The 25,187-nt window shown below is 36.0% G+C and carries 21 protein-coding genes; 16 read left to right on the forward strand and 5 right to left on the reverse strand.

What is annotated here, in order from left to right; translation table 11 throughout:
* Positions 1 to 45: 45 nt before the first annotated feature.
* On the reverse strand, positions 46 to 1,173 hold the full coding sequence (locus tag N4270_RS11510) for a VWA domain-containing protein (protein WP_260097309.1): 1,128 nt from the start codon (positions 1,171 to 1,173) through the stop codon (positions 46 to 48).
* A gap of 54 nt (positions 1,174 to 1,227) precedes the next feature.
* Entirely contained in the window at positions 1,228 to 1,905 is a 678-nt protein-coding gene (locus N4270_RS11515) for a Crp/Fnr family transcriptional regulator (RefSeq protein WP_248411806.1), read from the reverse strand.
* Between the two features lie 106 nt (positions 1,906 to 2,011).
* Here N4270_RS11515 and N4270_RS11520 point away from each other — a divergent pair, with 106 nt between their 5' ends.
* The 13 genes from N4270_RS11520 (at position 2,012) to N4270_RS11580 (ending at position 18,144) form a co-directional block, all read left to right on the forward strand.
* On the forward strand, positions 2,012 to 4,387 hold the full coding sequence (locus N4270_RS11520) for a heavy metal translocating P-type ATPase metal-binding domain-containing protein (RefSeq protein WP_260097313.1): 2,376 nt from the start codon (positions 2,012 to 2,014) through the stop codon (positions 4,385 to 4,387).
* An 80-nt stretch (positions 4,388 to 4,467) separates the two neighbouring features.
* Positions 4,468 to 4,653 (forward strand): cbb3-type cytochrome oxidase assembly protein CcoS, encoded by a 186-nt coding sequence (ccoS, locus tag N4270_RS11525; RefSeq protein ID WP_260097314.1) that lies wholly within the window; start codon positions 4,468 to 4,470, stop codon positions 4,651 to 4,653.
* Positions 4,654 to 4,663: 10 nt separating this feature from the next.
* The gene (gene ccoN, locus N4270_RS11530) at positions 4,664 to 6,853 is read left to right on the forward strand and encodes a cytochrome-c oxidase, cbb3-type subunit I (RefSeq protein WP_260097316.1); all 2,190 of its coding nucleotides are present in this window, start codon (positions 4,664 to 4,666) and stop codon (positions 6,851 to 6,853) included.
* A gap of 6 nt (positions 6,854 to 6,859) precedes the next feature.
* Positions 6,860 to 7,045: a CcoQ/FixQ family Cbb3-type cytochrome c oxidase assembly chaperone gene (locus N4270_RS11535; protein ID WP_260097318.1), complete on the forward strand. Its 186-nt coding sequence runs from the start codon at positions 6,860 to 6,862 to the stop codon at positions 7,043 to 7,045.
* A complete protein-coding gene (locus N4270_RS11540) occupies positions 7,042 to 7,992 on the forward strand; it encodes a cbb3-type cytochrome c oxidase N-terminal domain-containing protein (protein ID WP_260097320.1) in 951 nt (316 codons plus the stop codon). Before N4270_RS11535 ends, N4270_RS11540 begins: the two co-directional genes overlap by 4 nt.
* A gap of 2 nt (positions 7,993 to 7,994) precedes the next feature.
* Positions 7,995 to 9,419: a cytochrome c oxidase accessory protein CcoG gene (gene ccoG, locus N4270_RS11545; RefSeq protein WP_260097322.1), complete on the forward strand. Its 1,425-nt coding sequence runs from the start codon at positions 7,995 to 7,997 to the stop codon at positions 9,417 to 9,419.
* 121 nt (positions 9,420 to 9,540) lie between these two features.
* Positions 9,541 to 10,071 carry a FixH family protein gene (locus N4270_RS11550; protein ID WP_367399959.1) on the forward strand — a complete coding sequence of 177 codons (531 nt, stop codon included), beginning with the start codon at positions 9,541 to 9,543 and terminating at the stop codon, positions 10,069 to 10,071.
* Between the two features lie 2 nt (positions 10,072 to 10,073).
* On the forward strand, positions 10,074 to 10,775 hold the full coding sequence (locus N4270_RS11555; protein WP_260097504.1) for a sulfite exporter TauE/SafE family protein: 702 nt from the start codon (positions 10,074 to 10,076) through the stop codon (positions 10,773 to 10,775).
* Between the two features lie 62 nt (positions 10,776 to 10,837).
* Positions 10,838 to 11,635 (forward strand): universal stress protein, encoded by a 798-nt coding sequence (locus N4270_RS11560; RefSeq protein WP_260097324.1) that lies wholly within the window; start codon positions 10,838 to 10,840, stop codon positions 11,633 to 11,635.
* A gap of 26 nt (positions 11,636 to 11,661) precedes the next feature.
* Complete coding sequence (locus tag N4270_RS11565; protein WP_260097327.1) at positions 11,662 to 12,111, forward strand: pyridoxamine 5'-phosphate oxidase family protein; 450 nt, start codon at positions 11,662 to 11,664, stop codon at positions 12,109 to 12,111.
* A gap of 15 nt (positions 12,112 to 12,126) precedes the next feature.
* On the forward strand, positions 12,127 to 12,828 hold the full coding sequence (gene deoD, locus N4270_RS11570; RefSeq protein WP_260097328.1) for a purine-nucleoside phosphorylase: 702 nt from the start codon (positions 12,127 to 12,129) through the stop codon (positions 12,826 to 12,828).
* Between the two features lie 120 nt (positions 12,829 to 12,948).
* Positions 12,949 to 16,167 carry a hypothetical protein gene (locus N4270_RS11575; protein WP_260097330.1) on the forward strand — a complete coding sequence of 1,073 codons (3,219 nt, stop codon included), beginning with the start codon at positions 12,949 to 12,951 and terminating at the stop codon, positions 16,165 to 16,167.
* A gap of 21 nt (positions 16,168 to 16,188) precedes the next feature.
* Positions 16,189 to 18,144, forward strand: a complete 1,956-nt coding sequence (locus N4270_RS11580) for a prolyl oligopeptidase family serine peptidase (protein WP_260097333.1) — start codon at positions 16,189 to 16,191, stop codon at positions 18,142 to 18,144.
* Between the two features lie 100 nt (positions 18,145 to 18,244).
* Here N4270_RS11580 and N4270_RS11585 read toward each other — a convergent pair whose 3' ends face one another.
* Together N4270_RS11585 and hemN are read right to left on the reverse strand one after the other, a co-directional pair.
* Complete coding sequence (locus N4270_RS11585; protein ID WP_260097335.1) at positions 18,245 to 19,066, reverse strand: universal stress protein; 822 nt, start codon at positions 19,064 to 19,066, stop codon at positions 18,245 to 18,247.
* An 85-nt stretch (positions 19,067 to 19,151) separates the two neighbouring features.
* Positions 19,152 to 20,516 (reverse strand): oxygen-independent coproporphyrinogen III oxidase, encoded by a 1,365-nt coding sequence (hemN, locus tag N4270_RS11590; RefSeq protein ID WP_260097336.1) that lies wholly within the window; start codon positions 20,514 to 20,516, stop codon positions 19,152 to 19,154.
* A 143-nt stretch (positions 20,517 to 20,659) separates the two neighbouring features.
* Here hemN and N4270_RS11595 point away from each other — a divergent pair, with 143 nt between their 5' ends.
* The 3 genes from N4270_RS11595 (at position 20,660) to N4270_RS11605 (ending at position 22,700) form a co-directional block, all read left to right on the forward strand.
* On the forward strand, positions 20,660 to 21,283 hold the full coding sequence (locus N4270_RS11595; RefSeq protein WP_260097338.1) for a superoxide dismutase family protein: 624 nt from the start codon (positions 20,660 to 20,662) through the stop codon (positions 21,281 to 21,283).
* 81 nt (positions 21,284 to 21,364) lie between these two features.
* Complete coding sequence (locus N4270_RS11600) at positions 21,365 to 21,895, forward strand: RNA polymerase sigma factor (protein ID WP_260097339.1); 531 nt, start codon at positions 21,365 to 21,367, stop codon at positions 21,893 to 21,895.
* Between the two features lies 1 nt (position 21,896).
* Positions 21,897 to 22,700, forward strand: coding sequence for an anti-sigma factor (locus N4270_RS11605; RefSeq protein ID WP_260097340.1), 804 nt, complete (start codon positions 21,897 to 21,899; stop codon positions 22,698 to 22,700).
* Between the two features lie 252 nt (positions 22,701 to 22,952).
* Here N4270_RS11605 and N4270_RS11610 read toward each other — a convergent pair whose 3' ends face one another.
* Positions 22,953 to 25,184 (reverse strand): TonB-dependent receptor, encoded by a 2,232-nt coding sequence (locus N4270_RS11610; protein ID WP_260097341.1) that lies wholly within the window; start codon positions 25,182 to 25,184, stop codon positions 22,953 to 22,955.
* Positions 25,185 to 25,187: the final 3 nt, after the last annotated feature.

The raw sequence follows: 25,187 nt of genomic DNA on the forward strand, positions 1-25,187 counted from the left end.
TTAATAGCTCTCTTCTTAAATCTAAGAGGAGAATGAATTTTGATGTTATCCTTTTATTCGTTTTTTTCTGTTGGTTTCATAATCTTCAAAAATCATTTCTCCCAAACCTTTTAGCCCTGTGTAAAACGCCTTTCCTTGATTAGCTCTGGTAAATTCCTGAACAAACTGCATCAAATAACGATCTTGCGCAATCATAAACGTAGTAATCGGAATATGCAGTTTTCTGGCTTGCTGCGCCATAGCGTAGCACTTGTTAGTGATGTAAGGATTGAGTCCGTTACTGTCTTTATAATATTGACCATCAGGCAGACGCAAGCAACTGGGTTTACCATCGGTAATCATAAAAACTTGTTTATTGGTATTGCGTTTTCTTCGGAGTAAATCCATCGCCAATTGTAAACCAGCGACCGTATTCGTGTGATACGGACCAACTTTTAAATAAGGTAAATCCTTAATTTCAATTTGCCAGGAATCATTTCCGAAGACAATAATATCTAAAGTATCTTTGGGATACCGCGTTGTGATGAGTTCGGCTAGAGCCATGGCTACACGTTTGGCTGGTGTGATGCGATCTTCGCCATACAAAATCATACTATGACTTATATCGATCATTAAAACGGTACTCATCTGAGATTTGTGCAAGGTTTCTTCAACGACCAGATCATCTTCTGTTAGGCTAAAGTTTCCAATGCCATGATTAATTTGTGCATTTCTTAAACTTTCGGTCATCGACACTTTATCTAAGGCGTCTCCAAACTGATACGCTCTAAAATCTCCTGTATGCTCGTCTCCTATTCCCGGACTCTTACTCTTGTGGTTTCCTTGTCCGCTACGCTTAATCTTTCCGAAGATATGCTCTAAAGCCTGTTGCCTGATAGCGCGTTCGGTTTTGGCAGTAATGGCCATTTCTCCATTACCATCGGGATCAATAGTTTCTTTGATATACCCTTTCTTTTTAAGGTCTTCGATAAAATCTTCTATGGTGTATTCTGCTGTAGTGAGCTTGTACTCTTTATCCAGTTCACGAAGCCAGGAAATTGCTTCATCAAAATCCCCTGAAGTATGAGTGATTAACTCCTTAAAAATTTCAAAAAGTGTCTCAAAAGGAGATAAATCAGGTGCTTTGTAAGCGGTAAAAGAAAAGCCTTTTCTAAAATTATTGTTCTTTGTCATAGCTCTATAAAAATACAACTATTACTATTCAATTTTAATAAAGTTTTTATAAAACTATTCGACGCGTTTTAGTTTTTGAAGATTCTCAATTTTAATCTGCTTTCCTTGTGTAGAAATTAAGCCTTCTTTTTTAAACTGAGAGATAATACGAATGGCCGATTCGGTTGCAGTTCCAACAATATTAGCATAATCTTCTCGAGATAAGTTAATCGCTAAAAAGCCTTGGTCATCAACACCAAAATGTTCACTGATATACACAAAAACATCAGCTAATCTGTTTTTAACCGATTTTTGGGCCATGTCTACAATCACATTATCCGACTCTTTTAAATCGTGAGCCATTTGTTGCAACATGTCTAAGGTAAACTTTGTGTTTTTTTGAAGGTCGTTCATAATTTCATGCTTCGGAATAAAGCAAACTTCCATATCGTTAAGTGCTACAGCACTCAAATTGGCCGATTCCTCTCCTACTAAAGACCGTTGTCCTAACAAATCACCTTTAACAACGAGTTTTACTATTTGATCTCTTCCGTTAGAACTTAACTTTGATAATTTACAAACTCCATCTTTAACACAAAACACACCATTGATGGTGTCGCCTTCTTCAAAAATGACTTCGCCTTTTTTAATAATTCGGGAAGTCTTACAACCAGAAATACGAACCAACTCCTCTTTTGTTAACGCTTTTAAAGAATTAAATTGTCTAATTATACATTGTTCGCATTTGCTCATACCTGAATTTTAAGTCTTAGGTAAAAATAATCAAAACATGACAAAAATCATATTTTAAAAGACCTTCATTTTCAACCTTTGTAAAAGGTATAAATGAGCAAAAATTATGGAAAAACTAACGTGTTTCCACTGTGGTGATCCTTGTGATTCTACCATAATCACATCTAATGACAAACACTTTTGTTGCAAAGGTTGCAAGACGGTTTATGAAATTTTTTCAGAACATGATTTAAGCTGTTACTACGATTTGCAAGCTTCGCCAGGTGCAGCTCCTAAAGAGATTCAGGGGACATACGATTTCTTAACTCAGGCAAATATAATTGAAAAACTTACCGAGTTTAATGACGGAAGCATACAAATCGTCACTTTATATATTCCGCATATTCACTGTAGTTCATGTATCTGGATTTTAGAAAACCTCAACAAATTAAATCCGGACATAACCTCCTCTCAAGTAAACTTTGGAAAAAAGACGGTGAGAATCACTTATAATTCTGAACAACTATCGCTTAAAGAGGTTGTATTGCTTTTAAGTACTATTGGTTATGAACCTTATATTTCATTAGACGATTATAAAACTGGTCAGCAAAATGTGAACAGGAGTCTGATTTACAAATTAGGCATTGCTGGTTTTGCCTTCGGAAATGTGATGTTTCTCTCCTTTCCTGAGTATTTTGAAGTTGGAGAATTCTGGTTAGAACAATACAAGTATTTATTTCGCTGGCTTATGTTTGCCTTCTCAGTTCCCGTTGTGTTTTATGCTGGTCGGGATTATTTTATTTCAGCTTATAAAGGCTTACGTGCTAAACTTCTCAATATTGATGTTCCTATTGCTTTAGGCATCGCTGTATTATTTATTAGAAGTACTGTTGAAATTAGTTTTGATTTAGGTTCAGGCTTTTTTGATAGTCTTACTGGTCTGGTCTTCTTTTTATTACTCGGTAAGTTTTTTCAGCAAAAAACCTATTCATTTTTATCCTTTGAACGCGATTACAAATCCTATTTTCCTATTGCAGTTACTACAATTAACTCTGATAATGAAGAAACCGCTACGCAAGTCTATGATATAAAAAAAGGTGATCGATTGCTTATTAGAAATGAAGAACTGATTCCTGTAGATGGCATTTTAATTAAAGGAAAAGCGAGAATTGATTACAGCTTTGTAACTGGCGAATCTGAAACCATTAGAAAAACTTCTGGAGAAAAGCTCTTTGCTGGCGGAAAGCAAACTTCTGGCGTGATTGAAATGGAAGCTCTAAAATCTGTGGAGCAAAGCTACCTCACGCAATTGTGGAGCAATGATGTCTTCAGTAAAAACAAAGAAGATGGTTTTACAACATTAACGAACAAAATCAGTAAACGTTTTACCATTGCTATTTTAAGCATCGCTGTCATTGCCACTTTGTATTGGTTATTTACTGATGCTGCTAAAGCCATGAATGTATTTACTGCTGTTTTGATCATTGCTTGTCCTTGTGCCATCGCATTATCGGCGCCTTTTACCTTCGGGAATTTGCTGCGCATCTTCGGAAAGTTAAAGTTTTATGTCAAAAACGCTTCAGTCATTGAACAATTGGCCAGTATAAACACTATAATTTTTGATAAAACCGGAACCATAACCTCCAACAAAAAAAGTAATGCAACTTATGAAGGTATTGCTTTAAATCCTTCCGAAGAAAGTCTGCTAAAAAACACGCTACGTGGTTCAAATCATCCTTTGAGCAGAACCCTTTACGAGATTCTAGATGCCCATAACATTATTACTCTCAATCATTTTGAAGAACATCTTGGCAAAGGTATTGAAGCAACACATGATAGCAATCATATTAAAATTGGTTCGGCAAGTTTTGTAGGCGCTACAGAAACGCCTGTATTAAATACGACTGTTCACGTGAGCACCAATAATCAATATAAAGGAAAATTCACCTTTTACAACAAGTATAGGAAAGGGCTTTCTAAACTATTTAACAGGCTCAAAAAAGAGTATGATCTGGTTATTCTTTCTGGAGATAATGAAGGTGAACTAGAGAATCTCAAAAAGCTATTACCATCAAAAACTAAATTGATTTTTAATCAGAAACCAAACGATAAATTAGAATACATCAAATACCATCAAACCGAAGGCGCCAAGGTGCTTATGATTGGCGACGGACTTAATGATGCTGGTGCTTTAGCGCAAAGTAATGTAGGTATTGCGCTTTCTGAAAATGTCAACGTGTTTTCACCCGCTTGCGATGCCATTCTAGACGCCTCAAAATTTAATCAGCTATACGCATTTATAAAGGCTTCAAAAAGCGCTATAAAAATTATTAAATGGAGTTTTTTACTGTCATTTATTTACAATAGTATCGGACTCTATTTTGCAGTTACTGGGCAATTAGCACCTGTGGTTGCTGCTATTCTAATGCCTTTGAGCTCCATTAGTATTGTTGTGTTTACAACCATTGCCACCAATATTATTGGTCGAAAATTGAATGTATAAAAAATAGTTTCTAAACATGACTTATATCATGTTTTAAGAATCTATTCAAACGTAATTTTGAACCATAACTTCTAATAGGTATGAGTGTTATATATGTTTTGTTAAGTATCAGCATTAGTGTCGCTATTGTATTTTTTGTGGCGTTTATAACAGCAGTAAAAAAAGGACAATTTGATGACGGCTATACACCTTCTGTTAGAATGCTTTTTGAAGACGAACTTGTTAAAGAGCAACAAAAACCATCTGTTAAAACAAAAAAAGACTAATTAAATTATTATGGAAGTTCAACAGTTTCACTACGATAATAAAATCGTTAAAAATTTCCTCTATGCGACCATGTTTTGGGGAGTTGTAGGAATGTTAGTAGGTTTATTACTAGCCTTTATGTTTATTTTCCCAAATCTTACAGACGGCATTTCCTGGTTAAGTTTTGGTCGTTTAAGACCTTTACATACAAATGCTGTTATTTTTGCTTTTGTTGGAAATGCCATTTTTGCTGGTGTATATTACTCATCACAACGGTTGCTTAAAGCCAGAATGTTTAATGATACTTTAAGTAAAATCAATTTTTGGGGCTGGCAACTCATTATCGTTGGTGCTGCGATAACACTTCCTTTAGGCTATACAACGTCGAAAGAATATGCCGAATTAGAATGGCCTTTTGATATTGCTATTGCTGTAATCTGGGTGGTTTTTGGTTGGAACTTAATTGGAACGATCCTAAAAAGAAGACAACGTCATTTATATGTTGCAATCTGGTTTTACCTTGCAACATTTGTTACCGTTGCCGTGCTACACATTTTCAATAGCTTAGCCTTACCTGTTAATGGCATGAAAAGTTACTCGGTTTATGCTGGTGTTCAAGATGCTTTAGTACAATGGTGGTATGGTCATAATGCGGTTGCATTCTTTTTAACCACGCCTTTTTTAGGCTTGATGTACTATTTTGTACCTAAAGCGGCTAACAGACCAATATATTCTTACAGATTATCAATTGTTCACTTCTGGTCTTTAATATTTATTTATATCTGGGCAGGACCTCATCATTTATTATACACAGCACTTCCTGGATGGGCACAAAATCTTGGTGTTGCTTTTTCAGTTATGCTTTTAATGCCATCTTGGGGAGGAATGATCAACGGACTCCTTACACTGCGTGGCGCATGGGACAAAGTACGTACTGATCCTGTTTTAAAATTTATGGTCGTTGCTATTACCGGTTATGGTATGGCAACCTTTGAAGGTCCGATGCTATCTCTAAAAAGCATGAATGCAATGGCGCATTTTACCGATTGGATTATTGCCCATGTGCATGTAGGTGCATTAGCCTGGAATGGGTTCTTAACCTTTGGAATGATTTATTACCTCGTTCCAAAGTTATTTAAAACCAAATTACATTCTACAGGTTTAGCCAATCTTCATTTCTGGGTTGGTACTCTGGGAGTTATCTTCTATGCATTACCAATGTATGTTGCTGGTTTTCAACAATGGGCTATGTGGAAACAATTTAATCCAGACGGTACTTTAGTCTACGGAAACTTCCTGGAAACCGTTACTGCAATCATGCCTTTATACTACATGCGTGCTATTGGTGGTTCCTTGTTTATTATTGGAATGCTCATTATGGTCGTTAATGTAATCCTGACAATTAAAAATGGCAGCAAAGTTTCTGATGAACTAGCTGAAGCTGCAGCACTTAAACGGGTTTCTAAAAGACGTGTTGCTGGTGAAGGATGGCATACTTGGTTAGAACGTAAACCTGTTAAATTAACCATTTTTGCAACGATTGCTATTCTTATTGGTGGTATTGTACAGATTATTCCAACACTCTTGGTAAAATCTAATATCCCAACAATTACAAGTGTAAAACCTTATACGCCTTTAGAACTTGAAGGTAGAGACATTTATATTAGAGAAGGCTGTGTAGGCTGCCACTCGCAAATGGTACGACCGTTTAGAAATGAAGTAGAACGCTATGGCGAATATTCTAAAGCAGGTGAGTTTGTTTATGATCGTCCGTTTCTCTGGGGAAGCAAACGTACTGGACCTGATTTACATCGTGTTGGTGGAAAATATTCAGACAACTGGCATCTAAACCATATGTATGATCCGCAAAGCACCTCATCAGGTTCTATTATGCCAGCCTATCAATGGCTCATAAAAACCAAACTTGATAAATCGCAAACCGAAGCCAAAATGCAAACCATGGTATCGCTTGGTGTTCCTTATACCGAAGAAGACATCGCCAATGCACAAAAATCAATGGAAGCGCAAGGTCTTCAAATTGAACAAAACCTGTACACCGATCCTGATTTTGTAGAAACTTATGAAGCCGATAAAAAAGCAGCTGGAGACGCATTTGTTGAAATGCGTAACCGTGAAATTGTCGCAATCATAGCGTATTTACAACGACTGGGCACCGATATTAAAGTGAAAGATCAAGACCTATCAACAACTCAAAACTAATTCGTCATGTTAAAATTTGTAAAAAATCATATGGAAAGCATCACAGGAATAGAAATCTATCCTCTGATTTCTCTAACTATATTTTTCAGTTTTTTCGTCATCTTATTTTGGTGGGTAATTACTGCAAAAAAAGACTATATCACCAAGGTGAGTCAGATTCCTTTAGATAACCAAAATCCATCAGAATTATGAGACATATACCATCATGGATACGAGTACCTCTTGTATTCTTTATAATTTTCGGACTCACAGAATACGTCATCGATTCTGGTAATGAACCTGCGTTTATAGCAGAACCACTGGTATCGTTATTTTTGTTACTTGTATTTCTAATACTCGTCGCTATTGAGGGCATCGTTGGTGCTTTAGATAATGTACTATATCAAAGTTTAGATGCTGAAGCAAAAGCACGATATGACGCTAAAAAACAAGCACCTTCTAAGTTGATAACCTGGTTTAAAACTCAATACAAAAAATCATTAGGTCAAAAACCTCTTGAAGAAGAACATGATATCATTCTCGATCACAATTACGATGGGATACGTGAATTAGATAACGATTTACCACCATGGTGGTTATATGGGTTCTATGCTTCCATCATTTTTGCAGCTGTGTATTTAGTTAAATATCATGTCTTTAATGGAGACACACAGTTTGACGAATTAGAAGCCGATATCGCACAAGCTAAAATTGATATTGAAGCCTACAAAAAGACCGCAAAAGACTTAGTCGATTTTAATACAGTAACCATTTTAACTGAAGCTTCAGATTTAGCGAACGGAAAATCCATTTTCGAAACCAATTGTATCGCTTGTCATAAAGCTGATGGTGGCGGCGGAATTGGTCCGAACCTAACCGACAACTATTGGGTGTTAGGTGGTGGTATTAAAAATGTATTTAAAACCATTTCTGAAGGTGGTCGTGATGGTAAAGGTATGATTGCTTGGAAACAAAGTTTAAAACCATCCGAAATCGCTCAAGTAGCAAGCTATGTTTTAAATTTTGAAGGTACCACTCCTGCCGAACCTAAAGCTCCAGAAGGAGATCTGTGGGTTAGTGAAGAAGCACCAGTTGAAGACATTACTACTGAAGCCATTGAAACTAAAACAGATTCTGTTAGTACCATAGAAGAACACTAAAAATGGAAACACCCAACAACGAAAGTTTTAGAGATACCATCGGGACACTTACCGATGACGGAAAACGCGCTTGGGTGTATCCTAAAAAACCAAGTGGTCGGTATTACGAGAAGCGTAAAATTGTAAGTTATAGTCTCCTCATATTTTTATTTGCTGCGCCGTTTATTAAAATTAACGGGAATCAGTTTCTGCTCTTTAATGTTTTAGAGCGTCGCTTTAATATTTTCGGCTTTCCGTTTTGGCCACAAGACTTTTACTTATTTGTTATTTCAATGCTTATAGGTGTGGTTTTTGTCACCTTATTCACCGTGGGTTTTGGTCGGATTTTCTGCGGATGGATTTGCCCTCAAACTATTTTCATGGAAATGGTCTTCCGAAGAATAGAATACTGGATTGATGGCGATAGAAATAAACAACGAAAACTAGACAAACAACCATGGAATGCTGAAAAAATCAGAAAGCGACTGCTCAAATGGTTTGTATTTTTAGTGATTTCATTTCTTATCGCTAATGTGTTTTTAGCCTACTTAATTGGGAGCGACAAACTCTTAAACTATATAATCGACGGTCCCTTTAAACATTTAGGAACCTTGTTTCCACTCATTATTTTTACAGCAGTCTTCTATTTCGTATTTGCCTGGTTTAGAGAACAAGTGTGCATTATTGCTTGTCCGTATGGTCGATTACAAGGCGTATTACTCGATAACAAATCTATTGTAGTGGCTTACGATCACAAACGTGGTGAAGGCGATAATGGTCGAAAAAAATTCAGAAAAAATGAAGATCGTCAAGCTCTCGGACATGGAGATTGCATCGATTGCTTCCAATGTGTTCATGTATGTCCTACAGGTATTGATATTAGAAATGGAACACAATTAGAATGTGTCAACTGTACAGCGTGCATTGACGAATGTGACCATATTATGGAGAGTATTAATCTTCCTAAAGGCTTGATTCGCTATGCTAGTGAAGATAATATCGAACAAAAAAAGAAATTTGAATTTACACCAAGGTTAAAAGGATATACAGCAGTGTTGGTTATCTTAATCGGACTCTTATCTGGACTTCTAATGCTTAGAAATGATGTTGAAGCCAGAATTCTTAGATTACCTGGTCAATTATATGAAAAGAAAGGAGAGGACATTATCAGCAATGTATTTACTTATAAATTGATTAATAAAACTACTGATACGATATCTGATGTTAGTTTCAAATTGCGCCATTATAAAGGCGTTATAAAACTGGTATCGACATCAGAAAAATTTATGGTGCCAGCACAAGGTTTAGCAGAAGGCACACTATTTATTGAAATAGATAAAAAAGAACTTAAAGGTGATAAAAACAAGCTTTTAATTGAAGTATATAATAACAATGAATTGATTGAAACCACAACGGTTAATTTTTTAGGACCGAGAAGTTATAATTGATACCAATTGAGCATAAAAAGACAATCGCATTAAGGATTGAAACGGCATCCTTTTTATTTGAGGGCTGAGCGCAGTCGAAGACAGCCAATAAAAAGATACAGTAGAAAGCCTGACCCTTTTGATGGGAATGAGAAAGGGTAATGCACAACAAATTATTAATAATGAGATCCTGAAACAAGTTCAGGATGACCAAATAAATAAGGATATGAAATTAAATTGGGGAACAGGAATCGTACTCGCATTTATAGGCTTTATCAGTTTTATCTTGTACTTCGTAGTACACATGAATACAACTAAAAAGTACGATACGTCATTAGTGACTGAAAACTATTACAAAGCCGAATTAGAATATCAAAATGATATTGATAAAGAAACGAATGCTAAAAATTTAGTGTCAAATATTTCGTGGAAACGCTCCGATACAGGCTTAGAAATCACGTTTCCTTTATCAATGAACGAAAAAGACATCACTGGAAAAGTGTTCCTATATAGACCATCTAATGAACATGTAGACTTTGAAACTGCAATTTCATTGTCTCACCACACTTTGCTCATACCTGACAAACGTTTATTGGATGGTCGTTGGAACATCAAAGTCGATTGGCAATATAAAGGAAAATCATATCTCTACAAAAAGGAAATCGTTTACTAATGATGCTTTGGTCTGCACTCATATTTGGTCTTTTAGGAAGTTTTCACTGCATCGGAATGTGCGGTCCTATTGCTTTTATGTTACCTGTAGACAGAACTAATTCTATAAAAAAAGGTGTTCAGATTTTCTCTTATCACTTCGGAAGGCTTCTTGCTTATGGACTCATCGGACTCGTATTTGGTTTGATTGGTAAAGGGTTATATCTCTTTGGAGTACAACAACAGTTATCTATAGTTATAGGGATTATAATGATTGCTGTTGTTTATATTCCAACTCCAACTTTTAATGCCTACAACTTTTCCAAGCCTTTATATCGAATCATTTCAAAAGTAAAGTCATCATTGGGAAACGCTTTAAAAAAGAAAACAGTTGACACCTTTTTAACCATAGGATTTTTAAATGGGTTTTTACCTTGCGGATTAGTATATATGGCTGTTTTTGCTTCTTTAGCCATGCAAAATGCGGTTCAAGGAAGCTTATATATGCTATTGTTTGGTTTGGGAACTATACCATTAATGACCACAGCGATTTACTTGGGTAGGTTTTTAAATTCTGGCATTAAACAACGCATTCAAAAAGCAATTCCTGTATTTGTTATCATCATAGGAGTCTTATTCATTATTCGTGGTTTAGGGTTAGGGATTCCATACTTGTCACCTGCTCCTTTTACAAATGTGGTTTCTAGTACAATGGAATGTCATTGATGACTTATATCATAGTTTTTCAGAAACATAATTAGTAATTTACTGTTCTAAATTAGAAAACGATGAAAAACATTCTACTTCTTACAGATTTTTCTGATAACGCGTTTAATGCGATACGTTATGCGGTACAGTTTTTTAAATCAGAAAGTTGTAATTTTTACCTCATGCATGTATGTAAAGTCAAATCTTTTATCTCTGATGATTTGATGCTTTCGTCTCAAGACAGTATTTATGACTCTATAATTGTAGAACCTAAAGACAAACTCAGTCAACTTATAAAAGAACTAAAAGAAGAATTTACTAATAGAGAGCTTCGTATAGAAACTATTATTGATTTTGATCTCTTTACTGATGCTATTAACCAAGTCATCAGCACAAAAGATATTGACCTTGTGGTGATGGGGAGTAATGGCATTACTGGAGCTAGCGAAATTATTTTTGGTTCTAATACAGCTAATGTCATCAGAAAAGTAAAATGTAAGACATTAATTATTCCTGAAGGCTATCGTTTTAAAAGTGTAAAGGAGGTATTGTTTCCTATAACATCTGATGATGACCTAACGGAAAGCACATTAGAAGACATCGTTACCTTTATTAATTCATATAAACTGCATACTCATATCTTACAACTTAATTCGCATAACAATCTGGCTGAAACCATAATGTCTAAACTACCTGATAGTGATTTCAAAACCATAAATGATGTCCCTTTCGAACATGCAATTTCTAGTTATCTCCAGACTAACACTATCGATTTAACCCTATTTTTAGAACATTCAAAAACTTTTTTAGAACGGATATTTAAGGCTTCACCTGCAAAAAATATCGCCAATCCTTTATTAATTTTTCATACTTATTAATTCGAATCATAAAACATAACAAACACATGATTAAAAACTTAACATCAAAAGACTGCGACTTTATTTTAAGTCATAATTATATTGGCTATTTATCTTATATTTATTTAGACAAGCCTTATACAGTTCCAATAACCTATTTTTTTAAAGACAATACTATTATTTGTTATTCGTCTAATGGTCATAAAATAAATGCCATGCGAAAACATCCGCAGGTATCATTGCAGGTGGCTTCAATTGACACAGTATCAGAATGGAAATCTGTTTTAGTACATGGTGTTTATAAAGAAATAGAAGGCAGTGAAGCCAAAGCATTACTCCATGAATTTTCTTTAGGTATTAAAGATATTATCATGACTATTGAACAAAAAGACTTAGATTACATAAGTGAATTTTCAGCTAAAATCTATAAAGAAGAAACACCTATTGTTTTCATTATCGACATAGAAGGCATGACCGGAAAATTAAGAAGAAACTAATTTTAAAAATCCAGGATGAGTATACATATCGAAGCCCAAAAAGGAGACATTGCCCAAACTGTTTTATTACCAGGAGATCCCATGAGAGCCAAATGGATTGCAGAAACCTTTTTAGAGGATTCAAAACAATATAATGATGTTAGAGGTATGTTAGGTTTTACCGGTACTTATAAAGGGAAACGTGTTTCTGTTCAGGGCACAGGCATGGGCATTCCATCCTGTCTAATTTACTGTCATGAACTCATCAATGATTATGGCGTTAAAAACTTAATTCGGGTTGGTTCTGCTGGATCTTACCATAAAAACATCAAACTTAGAGACATCGTAATTGCAATGTCTGCATCGTCAACTTCTGGCATAAATAATTCGCGGTTTATAAATGCCGATTATGCTCCAACAGCAAATTTTGATTTGTTTATGAAAGCAGCTACATACGCTAAGGAAAATCAAATTCCTATCAAAGCTGGAAACGTTTTATCATCTGATGAATTCTACGAAGACCACTATGATTCCTATAAAAAATGGGCCGAATTTGGCGTGCTATGTGTAGAAATGGAAACTGCTGGGCTTTATACCATAGCTGCAAAACACAATGTAAAAGCATTATCGATTTTAACAATTTCAGATTCTTTGGTTACCAAAAAAACCACATCCTCTAGTGAAAGAGAGTCCTCTTTTAACACCATGATAGAAATCGCTCTAAACACCTCAGATTAAAACAACAATCATTTCATTTTGAATCACAAGGATCAGTAAAGTGATGCCTTGTTTTTAACTTTTAAAACTTACATCCAATAGTTAGTTTTAGTATCTTTAAAGCAACTAATCAAAATCAAAATGAAAAAATCACTTTCCTTGATGCTATTCTTAGCATCACTTATGCTCTTTGCTCAAGATATTTCTCTCGATGTATTAAAAAACATGAAACCTCGTAATATTGGTCCGGGCGGAATGTCTGGTCGTGTTACAGCCATTGATGTTGTACACAAAAACACAGATATTATGTATGTAGGAACCGCTTCTGGTGGTTTGTGGAAAAGTGAATCTGCAGGAATAACCTGGACACCCATTTTTGATAATCAAGTTACAGCTTCAATTGGTGCTGTCGCCATTCAGCAGTCTAATCCTAGTGTCATTTGGGTAGGTACTGGTGAAGGCAATCCTCGTAATAGTTTAAATGGTGGTTATGGTATTTTTAAATCTTTAGATGGTGGCAAAAGCTGGATGTCTATGGGCTTAGAAAACACCAGACATATTCATCGCGTTGTTATTGACCCTACAAATCCAGATATAGTTTATGTTGGCGCCATAGGATCGCCTTGGGGAGAACATCCAGAACGCGGTGTTTTTAAAACTACAGATGGCGGAAAAACATGGAAGAACATTTTATTTGCCAATAATAAAACTGGAGTTGCCGATTTGATTATGGATCCTAGCAATCCTAATAAATTAATTGCTGCCATGTGGGAACACAAACGTGAGCCGTGGTTTTTTAATTCTGGTGGTAAAGGTTCTGCTTTACACATCACTCACGACGGAGGTGCTACCTGGAAAAAAATCACAGATAAAGAAGGCTTTCCTGAAGGTGATTTAGGTCGCATCGGAGTTGCTATTGCTCCAAATAAGCCCAACATCGTCTATGCCTTAGTTGAAGCTAAAAAAAATGCGCTTTATAAAAGTGACGATGGCGGATTCAGCTGGAATATGATCAACAATAAAAATGATATTGGAAATCGTCCATTTTATTATTCTGAAATCTATGTCGATCCGCAAAATGAAAATCGCGTATTTTCAATATATACCTATGTGAATGTTTCCGAAGATGGCGGAAAAAACTTCTCTCAATTGATGCCTGCTTACGGTGTTGATAATGGCGTACATCCCGATCATCATGCCTGGTGGATTCATCCTAACGATGGAAGTTTTATGATTGATGGAAACGATGGCGGATTAAATATCACCAGAGATGGCGGAAAATCATGGCGCTTTATTGGTAATCTACCAGTCGCTCAGTTTTATCATATTAACGTCGATAACGAAATTCCATACAATGTCTATGGCGGCATGCAAGATAATGGTTCCTGGAGAGGTCCTGCTTATGTTTGGCGTGACCAAGGAATTCGCAATAGCTACTGGCAGGAAATTAGCTTTGGAGATGGTTTTGACGTCGTGCCAGACAAAGACGATTCCAGATACGGATGGTCCATGAGCCAGCAAGGTGCCGTGAGTCGTTACGACTGGCAAACCGGTAATAACTATTCTGTAAAGCCAACACATCCTGATCCTGATGTCAAATTACGTTTCAACTGGAATTCAGCCATAAATATTGATCCGTTTAATAATAGTACGATTTACTTCGGAAGTCAGTTCGTTCATAAATCTACAGATAAAGGTGATACATGGACCGTTATTTCTCCAGATTTAACTACCAACGACCCTGAAAAGCAAAAGCAATCGGAATCTGGCGGACTTACTATGGATGCCACAGGAGCCGAAAATCATACCACCATACTTGTCATAGAACCATCGCCTCTGGAACAAAATATGCTTTGGGTAGGCACTGATGATGGAAAAGTACATTATACAACCAATGGTGGTGATTCATGGACAGACGTTACAAAAAACATTAAAGGTTTACCAGCTGGAAGTTGGATTGCTCAAATTAAAGCCTCCAACAAAACAAAAGGGGAAGCACTACTTATTGCTAACGATTACCGTCGTTTTAATTATACGCCTTATGCCTACAGAACTGTTGACTACGGAAAAACATGGACGCGCATTGTAGACGCTCAAGATGTTGAAAGCTATACCCTTGCAATTATTGAAGATCCTGAAGAAAAAAATCTTATGTTTTTAGGAACAGATGATGGTTTATACATTTCGTTTGACGCCGGAAATAAATGGACCAAATGGACCAACGGTTTTCCAACAGTTTCTGTTAAAGATCTTGTCATTCATCCCAGAGAACAAGATTTAATTATTGGAACTTTCGGACGAGCAGCATGGGTTTTAGATGATATTCGTCCGTTACGTGCCTTAGCAAAAAACAAGCAACTCATAAATAACAAGCTCGAACTGTTTGAACCTCCAACAGCGTATCAGGCGGCATACCAACAACCTACCGGAAGCCGTTTTGGAGCCGACGCCATGTATCATGGTCAAAACAGAGCTTATGGTGCGCAACTAGCCTATTTTGTTAAAATAGATGCTGAAAAAAAAGCGTCTGAATCTAAGAAAACTAAGAAAAAAGAAGAGGAGGCCAAACCAGATACCAGTGAAGCTAAAGAAGCAAAGGTAACATGGGATTCTTTACATCTGAAAATCTATGATGGTGAGCGCTTAATTAGAACTCTAAAACGTAAAGCACCAGACACTACCGGATTGTACAAATGGACATGGTTTATGGATGAGGCAGGTGTCGACTTTCCTTCAAGACGAACCAGAACACGTCGTAATGAACCAGGAGGTGTTTCAGTAAAACCTGGTATGTATAAAGCGGTCCTGTCTTTTGGTGATCAAACTTCCGAAGAAATGATTAAAGTAGCATCCGATCCAAGACTCAATGTATCTATGGCTAATATTAATCAAACATACGACAGTTACAAGCAACTGGAGCATATGCAACAAACTGCTGCCGATGCTATAAAGCAACTCGTTGAGAGTAAAGATATTGCCAAAGACTATCAATCGCTATTAAGTAAATTAGATAAAAAGAAATACAAAGAGGATATCAAAGCATCTAAAGAGGTCATTAAAAACATCGATAGTATCATTGATAAGTTTTTAGGGAAACAAGATAAACGTCAAGGCATCACTAGAAGTCCGGAAGTCACCATAACACAACGCTTAAGACAAGCCAGAGGCTATGTTGGTTCGAGACAAAACGGAATTACATCTACTGAAACGACACTAATTAAAAACGCCCAAGATGCGCTTGAAAATGCACTTGATGAAGTCAATCGTTTCTATAGTGAAATCTGGGCGCCTTACCGCTCAAGAATGGAACAGGTACAAGCCAGTCCGTTTAAAGATATAAAAACTTTCAAATTAAATTAACAACACAAAAAAACGAACATTATGAAACTAAAACTCTTAGGATTTTGCCTGGTAATTTTGATGTTTTCCTGTAAAGAGGACACCAAAGACAAAGCTATGGCAGAGCGCGAAATTCAACATTATACCATTGAACAATTTATGGACAATGAAGCTGTAGGTGGTGGGAGCTTTTCTGCAGATAATAGTCAAGTACTGGTATCCAGTAACCGATCGGGAATTTACAACGTTTACACGATACCTGTGGAAGGTGGAGAAATGACAGCGGTTACGCAATCTGATAGTACGTCTATTTTTGCCGAATCCTATTTTCCAAATGATAATCGCATGTTATTAAGTGCCGATGGAAATGGTGACGAGATTGACCATCTCTTTGTTAGAGAACTTGACGGAACCATAAAAGATATCACTCCAGAAAAAGGAGCCAAATCTAATTTTTATGGATGGTCTGAGGATGACAACTATTTATACTTTGGATCTAATAAACGAAACCCCAAATATTTCGACATCTATAAAATGTCTATCGATGATTATACTTCGGAAATGATTTATCAGGATGATACTGGACTCAGTTTTTCGGGCATGTCTGATGATGAAAACTATTTTGCGTTATCAAAAAACTTAAACACTAACGATACGGACTTGTTTCTTTACAATGTCAATACCAAAGAGAAAATTAAAATAAACGATAATCAAAGTGGTAATTCTGCTGAAGACTTTTCTAAAGATCATAGCACCTTTTATTACACCACTGATGACGGTTCAGAATTTGCTTATTTAATGGCTTATGATTTAGCTACCAAAGAAAAGAAAAAAGTCGCCGAGAAATCCTGGGATATTATGGGAAGTGGCTTCACCTCTCAAGGTTCGTACCTGGTTATCTATGTTAATGAAGATGGAAAAAATGTTATTGAAGTCTTAGATTCCCAAAGCATGTCTCCTATTGATTTACCAGATTTTGGAGACAAAAGCATCACCAGTGTTAGTTTTAGTGATGACGAAAAATGGATGCGCATGTATGTTGGAGGCTCTAATGCGCCTTCAGATTTATACACCTATAATTTAGAAACCAAAGCGCAGCACAAACTTACCAATGTGCTTAACAGTGCTATAAACGCCGAAGATTTAGTAACCGCTAAAGTGGTGCGTTATAAGTCTTTTGATGGCACAGTGATTCCTGCAATTTATTACGTACCACATCAAGCTTCAAAAGACCATAAAGTTCCGGCTATGGTTTGGGTACATGGTGGTCCTGGAGGACAAACACGTCAAGGGTTTAGCTCTTTAATTCAATATATGGTTAATCATGGTTATGCCGTTTTAGCAGTCAATAATCGTGGAAGTAGTGGCTACGGAAAAACGTTTTATCAAATGGATGATTTAAACCATGGAGAGAAAGATCTACAAGATTGTGTAGAAGGAAAAAACTGGTTAGCAACACAACCAGAAATTGATGGCGATAAAATTGGTATTATTGGAGGCTCCTATGGTGGTTACATGACTATGGCTGCATTAACCTATACACCTGAAGAATTTGACGTAGGTGTCAACATTTATGGAGTTACCAATTGGATTCGGACATTAAAAAGCATTCCACCGTATTGGGAATCGTTTAGAGAATCGTTGTATTTAGAATTAGGTGATCCTTACTCTGCTGATTCCACACGTTTAAAACGTATTTCACCATTATTTCATACCGATAAAGTGACCAAACCTTTAATTGTTTTACAAGGTGCTCAAGACCCAAGAGTACTGCAGGTAGAGAGTGATGAAATCGTTGCTGGCGTTAGAAAAAACAATGTTCCGGTAGAATATGTGTTATTTGAAGATGAAGGTCATGGTTTTATAAAAAAGGAGAACCAGATTGAAGCTTATAGCCGTATTTTGAAATTCTTAGACACACATCTTAAAAAAGAAAAAGCACCTGTAGATGGTGAAACAGAAAGCACCGAAATTGAAGTCGAAGACGCGACCAAATAAAATACTGTAACCAACATATTCATAAAAAAGCTTGAGCAAATTGCTCAAGCTTTTCTTCTTTAGTCTCTAATAAATAACGAACTAATAACGAACAAAAGAACTAAATTTTAAATGTAATGACTGGAAGTGTGGCATGATTTGCGACATCTTCAGAAATACTACCTGTAAAAAAATGTGCTAAGCCTTTTCGTCCATGTGTTGGTACAGCAATCAAATCGGCACCTAACAGATTAGAAGCATTTAAAATGCCTTTTTCTACCGTATAGTCTGAAGTATAATGCACATCATTTAGCTTATCTAAATTTCCATCAGCAGTCTGTAAAAAATCAGCAACAGTAGCTTCCATTTCGGCTGAACTCTTAAAACTTTCACCTGGAACATTCACATGAATTAATTTAATATGATCAAATAACTGTCGAGCTTTTAAATAAGGTGCCACCATTTCTTTAGAAAAATCGCTGGCAAAAGTAACCGTTTCAAAATCTATTTTTGAGGGTTTCTGTTTGACTACTAAGACTGGAATTTCAGAAGAACGTACAACTTTCTCTGTGTTTGATCCTACAAATATTTCAGATAAACCACTTGTCCCATGAGAGCCCATAACAATCAAATCGGCTTGGTGTTCTTCAGCAACTTCGGCAACTTCACTAAACACTTTAAAGTGTTTTACAATGGGTGTAATGCTAATGCCCTCAAGAAAATCTTTATTTAAAAATGATTCAAATTTTTGTTCAGCTAATTTTAGAAAAAACACCATTTTCTCATTGTGTTCATTGCTCGAATCGGTCACACGACCTTTATCGATTTCTAACATGTGTAACACCAATAATTCAGCATTATAGCGTTGTGCCATTAATGCAGCGGTTTCCAATGCATATTCTGAATATTTAGAAAAATCTACAGGTACTATTATCTTATTCATGATATTATAAGTTTTTGGGTTTGTTACATTAAATATATAGGTTTTGTTCACCTATAAAACTTTTTAAAATTAATTTAACACTAAGTTAAACAGTCATAGAAAACAAAGGTGTATCGGGTTGTTTTCGTTGCAATAATACATCAAAGGCCATACATACATTTCTAACAAAAGGTTGCCCTTTTGAAGTGATTTTTAAGCTTTCATTGTCGAGGGTTACTAAACCGTCAATTTCCAATTCTTTTAGACGAGGCAGAACCGTTTGCATAGTCTCTACATAAAGTGATTTATCTGACCAACTGGTTTCAAATTGGCACATTAAATTTAAAATATGTTGTCTAATGACTAGGTCTTCTGTACTCAAAATATGACCTCTGTTTACCGGAATTACACCTTGATCTACAAGGTCACAATACGCTTCTACACCTTTCACATTTTGAGAAAACCCATACCAGCTATCACTAATTGAGGAAACCCCTAAACCTATCATGGTTTGCGTCTTTGACGTCGTATACCCCATGAAATTACGATGCAGTTTATGATGTAATTTTGCTTTATATAAGGTATCCGTTTGTAAGGCAAAATGATCCATTCCAACGTCGTGGTATCCCGATTGACAGAGCAATTTTTTCCCTAATTCATACTGAGCTCGTTTTGAAGTTCCGCTTGGTAAATCGGAGTCCTTAAAACCACGTTGCCCATTACCTTTAAGCCAAGGTACGTGTGCGTAACTATAAAAGGCGATTCGATCTGGCATTAATGTTTTTGTGAGTTCTATTGTTTTAGCAACATGTGCTTCGGTTTGAAAAGGTAAACCAAAAATAATATCATGTCCAACAGAGTTATACCCTATGTCTCGGGCTGCTACTGTTGCCTGCTTAACCGTTTCGAAAGGTTGAATGCGATGAATTGCTTTCTGAACGTCTTCGTTATAATCTTGAACACCAAAACTGACACGTGAAAACCCAAGGTTGTAAAGGGTTTGTAAATGCTGCTGAGTGGTGTTATTTGGATGGCCTTCAAAACTAAATTCATAGTCATCGGCTAGTGTCGCACAACTTAAAACACCTTTGATTAGAATTTCCAGATTTTCTGGAGAAAAAAATGTAGGTGTCCCGCCTCCAATATGGAGTTCTTTAATTTTCGGCCTTCCATTTAACAACTCACGATACAAACTCCATTCTTTTAAAACCGCTGCAATATAAGGTGCTTCTACATCGTGACGTTTGGTGATGCGTTTATTACATCCACAAAACGTACAGAGTTGCTCGCAAAAGGGTAAATGAATGTAAAGGCTAATACCTTCTTTAACATTACTTTCGTCAAAAGAAACTTTGACTGAAGTCTTCCAGTTTTCAAGTGAAAATGATGACGTATCCCAATACGGAACCGTTGGATAACTTGTATAACGCGGTCCTGCCACATTATACTTTTGGACTAATGAATTGCACATACCTTAACAATTTGACTCAAAGTTACTGGCATTAAGCAGTATAAAATATGATAAATGTCATATCCAGAAAATAAGCTGAAAAATTTTCTATCGGTTTAAATATTGATTATCTTTCAGCATAATTAACACTTAAAACAAAACCAATGAAACGTTCAATTTTATACATTCCGCTATTAGCTTTATGTTTAAGTATTTCGTGTAAATCTGATAAAAAAGAAGCGGTCACTCCAGAGACTGAATCTAATGCTAAAGAGGTTCCACCTCCACCGCCTCCACCGCCAATTAATAAGGATGAGCCAGAATATTACAAAGACTCAAAAAAAGTAACGCTTTCATTAGAATCTAAAAGTAATAGTGGTGTCACTGGTAATGTTGTATTTAAGCAAGACCATGGTGTTGTGACGATGATAGCTGTAATGAGCGGTTTATCTGAAGGTGAGCATGCCATTCATATTCATCAAACTGCCGATTGTACTGCTGATGACGGATCTTCGTCTGGCGGACACTGGAACCCAACTGCACAACCACATGGAAAATGGGGTGATGAAGCTGGGTATCACAAAGGTGATATAGGAAACTTTACTGCAGATGCCAAAGGTCATGCCACCATCACTAAAGTAACAGACGAATGGTGTATAGGTTGCGGTGATGAAACTAAAGATATCATTGGCAAAGCTATAATAGTACATCAAGGTGTCGATGATTTTAAATCTCAACCTTCTGGTGCTGCTGGAAGCCGTGTTAGTTGTGGCGGAATTATAGAGTAATCAGCGTAACAATAAACAACCAATAAAAGCTACCAGTGGTAGCTTTTTCAATTATCTTTAACTGCACTTAATCCTAAAGCCATGCAATTAGACATTTTAATTTCTCAGTTTCAAAAGAAAGATGAAAAAGCTTTTGAACAACTTTACAACATGTACAGCGATAGTATGCATGGTGTTATTTATAACATCGTGAGAGACCATGAAATCGCTGAAGAAGTCATGCAAGATGTCTTTATTAAAGCCTGGCATAAATCAGATTCGTATAATTCTAAAAAAGGCCGCTTTTTCACATGGATTCTCAACATTGCCAGAAATGCAGCCATTGACAAAACCCGATCCAAAGCTTATAAAAACACAGGCAAAAACCTTAATGCTGAATTTTTCGTAGATATTTTAGAAACCTCTGAAAACCTAAACGATAAGGTTGATGCTATTGGAATAGGCAAATATGTTAAAGCCCTTGGTGAAAAATGTAAGAAAATAATTGAATACTTATATTTTAAAGGATTTACACAAAAAGAAACTTCTGAAGAATTAGATATTCCGATAGGAACTATAAAAACTAGAAACAGAAACTGTATCAAGGATTTAAGAGCAATGGTTTTAGAATAATATGGATATAAAAAATTACATAGAATCAGGAATTTTAGAGCTCTTTGTGGCAGGTCAATTGACTGAAAACGAAAACAAAGCTGTTCAAGAAATGATGCTAAAACATCCTGAAGTTTTACAGGAAGTTCTTGAGATAGAATCGGCAGTAATTAAACTGTCGTCTGCTATGGCTCCTGGAGATAACAAACATTTACTACAACTCATTAAAGACAAATTACAATTAGGCGGTAAAACTGTAAAAGTTGTTTCTATTGAAAAATCGAAATACAACTGGATAACTTATACCGGATGGGCAGCTGCACTAATTGTTGGTGCTGGTTTATTATGGACATTAAACCAAAACAAGCAATTAGAGGTACAAGTTTCTGATGCTGAAATTGAAAAAGCGTATTTAGAAGTTCAGATTGAAAACGCAAAAACCGATTTAGCAGCTAAAGAACACCTACTAAATGTATTAAGAGATCGACATATTATTGCGGTACCATTAGGTGGCCAAGGTAATTTTGCTGATAGCTATGCAAAAGTGTATTGGAATAAAGCCGATAATAGCATTTATTTAGATGCACAAGGCTTACCAAATGCTCCTGAAGGGAAAGTATGGCAAGTATGGTCGTTAACCTTAAACCCATTAACACCAACAAGTTTAGGTACTATTGATAACTTTAACGACGACGATAATAAGATCTTTAATATCGCTAACGCTAATGAAAGTCAGGCCTTTGGAATTACTTTAGAACCTGCAGGCGGAAGTGAAACACCTACCATGGAACAACTACATACCTTAGGTGTTGTAGCTCAACCCTAACAACCTATATTTATAATTTAAAAAGCGTCACATTTAAGTTTGACGCTTTTTTTTATTGTGAATAGTTAGCTTCACTTAAGAAACCTATTTCAGGAAACTAAAAAAAGAAAGCATCTGCTTTACTGCAGATGCTTTCAACTAACAAAAAAACTCTAAAAATATCATAGTCACCTATGATAACTCTTAAAAATGCTTAACCAATTATTGTTAGTCTTCACCAATTAATTCCCTCAAATCATCGGTAGTAGTATTTTAAAATTTATAAGTCACACTTCCTTTAATAAAAAAGGGCGTTCCTGGTGTAAAATGAATTTCTTCAACAGCTTGAGCTTCGTTTTGCAAACGTGATTCTGTAGCGAATTGCGTTTCATTCCATTCGACATCAAATAGGTTTTCAATAACCAAACCTAAAGTCACATTATCAAAACTGTAATTCATATTAAAGTCGGTCACAACATAACCTTCAGCAACAATACTATTATCTTCATTCGCTGGTCTGTCATCGATATATCGATATCGAATTCCTCCTGAAAACCCATTCAAATCACTCACTGACAATCCGCCAGCTAAAGTAAAATCTGGTGCTAACGGAATATAATCTTCGCCTGAAGCTGCTTCCAAACTTCTCGCTTTAGTTAGTGTTGCATCGGTATCAAAAAATAACCAATCATTAAACTGATAGCGAAGCCCTAAATCCAATCCGAAACGTTCGGTCTTTCCACTAGGTTCTACGATTCCGGCATCTCCAACGTAAACAAATTCTTGTTCTAGAAACAAATACCATAAGGCGGTATTTACCACCAGCTTTTTAGCAGGCTTCCATACATTTCCTAAATCTAAACCATAAGCTCTTGGTAAAATATCTTCGCCCAGATTATTCACAACCACACGTGTGTCGTTGGAGTGAAATCCGATACCCGATTTTAAGAAAACCTGTAAATTATCTTTAGCATTATAGAAAAGATTTAATTTCGGACTTACTATAGTTTTGGTTTCTGATTGTAAAGTATAAGTGGTTTGTAATTTATCAGTGTATAAAAACTTGAAATAATCCAATCGTAAAGCAGGCGCAATTTTAAATTTTCCAAATTCAAATTCTGCATTTAAAAATGCATCAACATTGGTTTGATTAATATCACCTAACTGGATCTGTTCTAATGTCGTTTGGCGGTTTAAAGTGTGTGATAATTCAACATCATTATTAATATCATGTCTAAATCCTAAACCTGTAGTTAATGTCAATTCGGTAGTTCCTAAATACGTATGATGCTTAATTGCAGTGTTAGCTCCAAAGATTTGTCGGTCTTCTTTTTGTCTTATTTGATCGCCATTTATAGGGTCTTCTAAAAAGAAGGTAAAGTTTGAATACAACTCAAAAGCATAATGCGAATAAAAGGCATTCGATGTAAATAAGGTTTTATCAGATATGTTTTTACTAAACTCTACATTGAAATTAGTACGTTCGGTCTCACCACCTTCTGTATCATCAATGGCTCCAAAACGGGTGATATTTCCATTATCAACTTCACGTTGCGGAATTTGCCCTGAAGCATTCCACCGACTCGTAAAATGCGAAGCCGAAATACTTAATTTGTCATTTTCGGGAGAAAAGTGTACATACTTTCCGAAGATATTTAAGCGGTTAAAATTTTGAGGCGATTCAAAAGGTCCATCTGTAGCAATATACTCGGTTGCGATATAAGCATTTTGACGCTTGGTATTTTCTAAAAGATTGAATAATCCTAATGTTCTCAAGGAATTAAAATCACCAAGAGAAAAGCTAATCTGACTATCTTTCAAATAATCTCTGGTCGAAAAATCAACATAACCAGCTGTATTAAAATCGCCTTCTTGAGCGTAATAAGGTCCTTTTCCGAAGTCAATTTTATTCACCGTTTCTGGAATTAAAAAGTGTAAATCACTATACCCTTGACCATGAGCATGTGATACCATATTTACAGGCATTCCATCTACCGAAATAGACACATCTGTACCATGATCAATATCAAAACCACGAAGAAATAATTGTTCTGCTTTACCGCCTCCAGCATGTTGTCCAATAATTAAACCTGGGACTTTTCGCAAAACTTCTTGTGACGAATTGACCGGACTAGTATTTAAGTCTAATCTGGTAATCGTACTTAATGTATTTAGTTCTTCGGTAATGACCATTTCTTCTAATTGAAACATTTTTTCTTCTAATACGATGGTGAGCTTCGACTCAAAATTGGCCGCCTCTAATACCATTGTTTTTACACGATACCCTAACAAACCAATCCGTATAGAATCACCGGGTTTACTGTCTTTTAAAACAAACACTCCGTTTTCTGAAGTGTGTGCGTGACTCTGAGAGCTTGTATTAAATACATATACAGCTTCAAGAGGCTGATTAATTTCATTAAGTACTTCTCCTTTTAGCTCTTGCGCATAGGTATTAGCCAGCACTACTACTGAAAGTAGTGTTAAAATTTTATTTAAGTTCATGAT

The organism is Psychroserpens sp. SPM9, from assembly GCF_025153525.1.
Taxonomy (GTDB): domain Bacteria; phylum Bacteroidota; class Bacteroidia; order Flavobacteriales; family Flavobacteriaceae; genus Psychroserpens.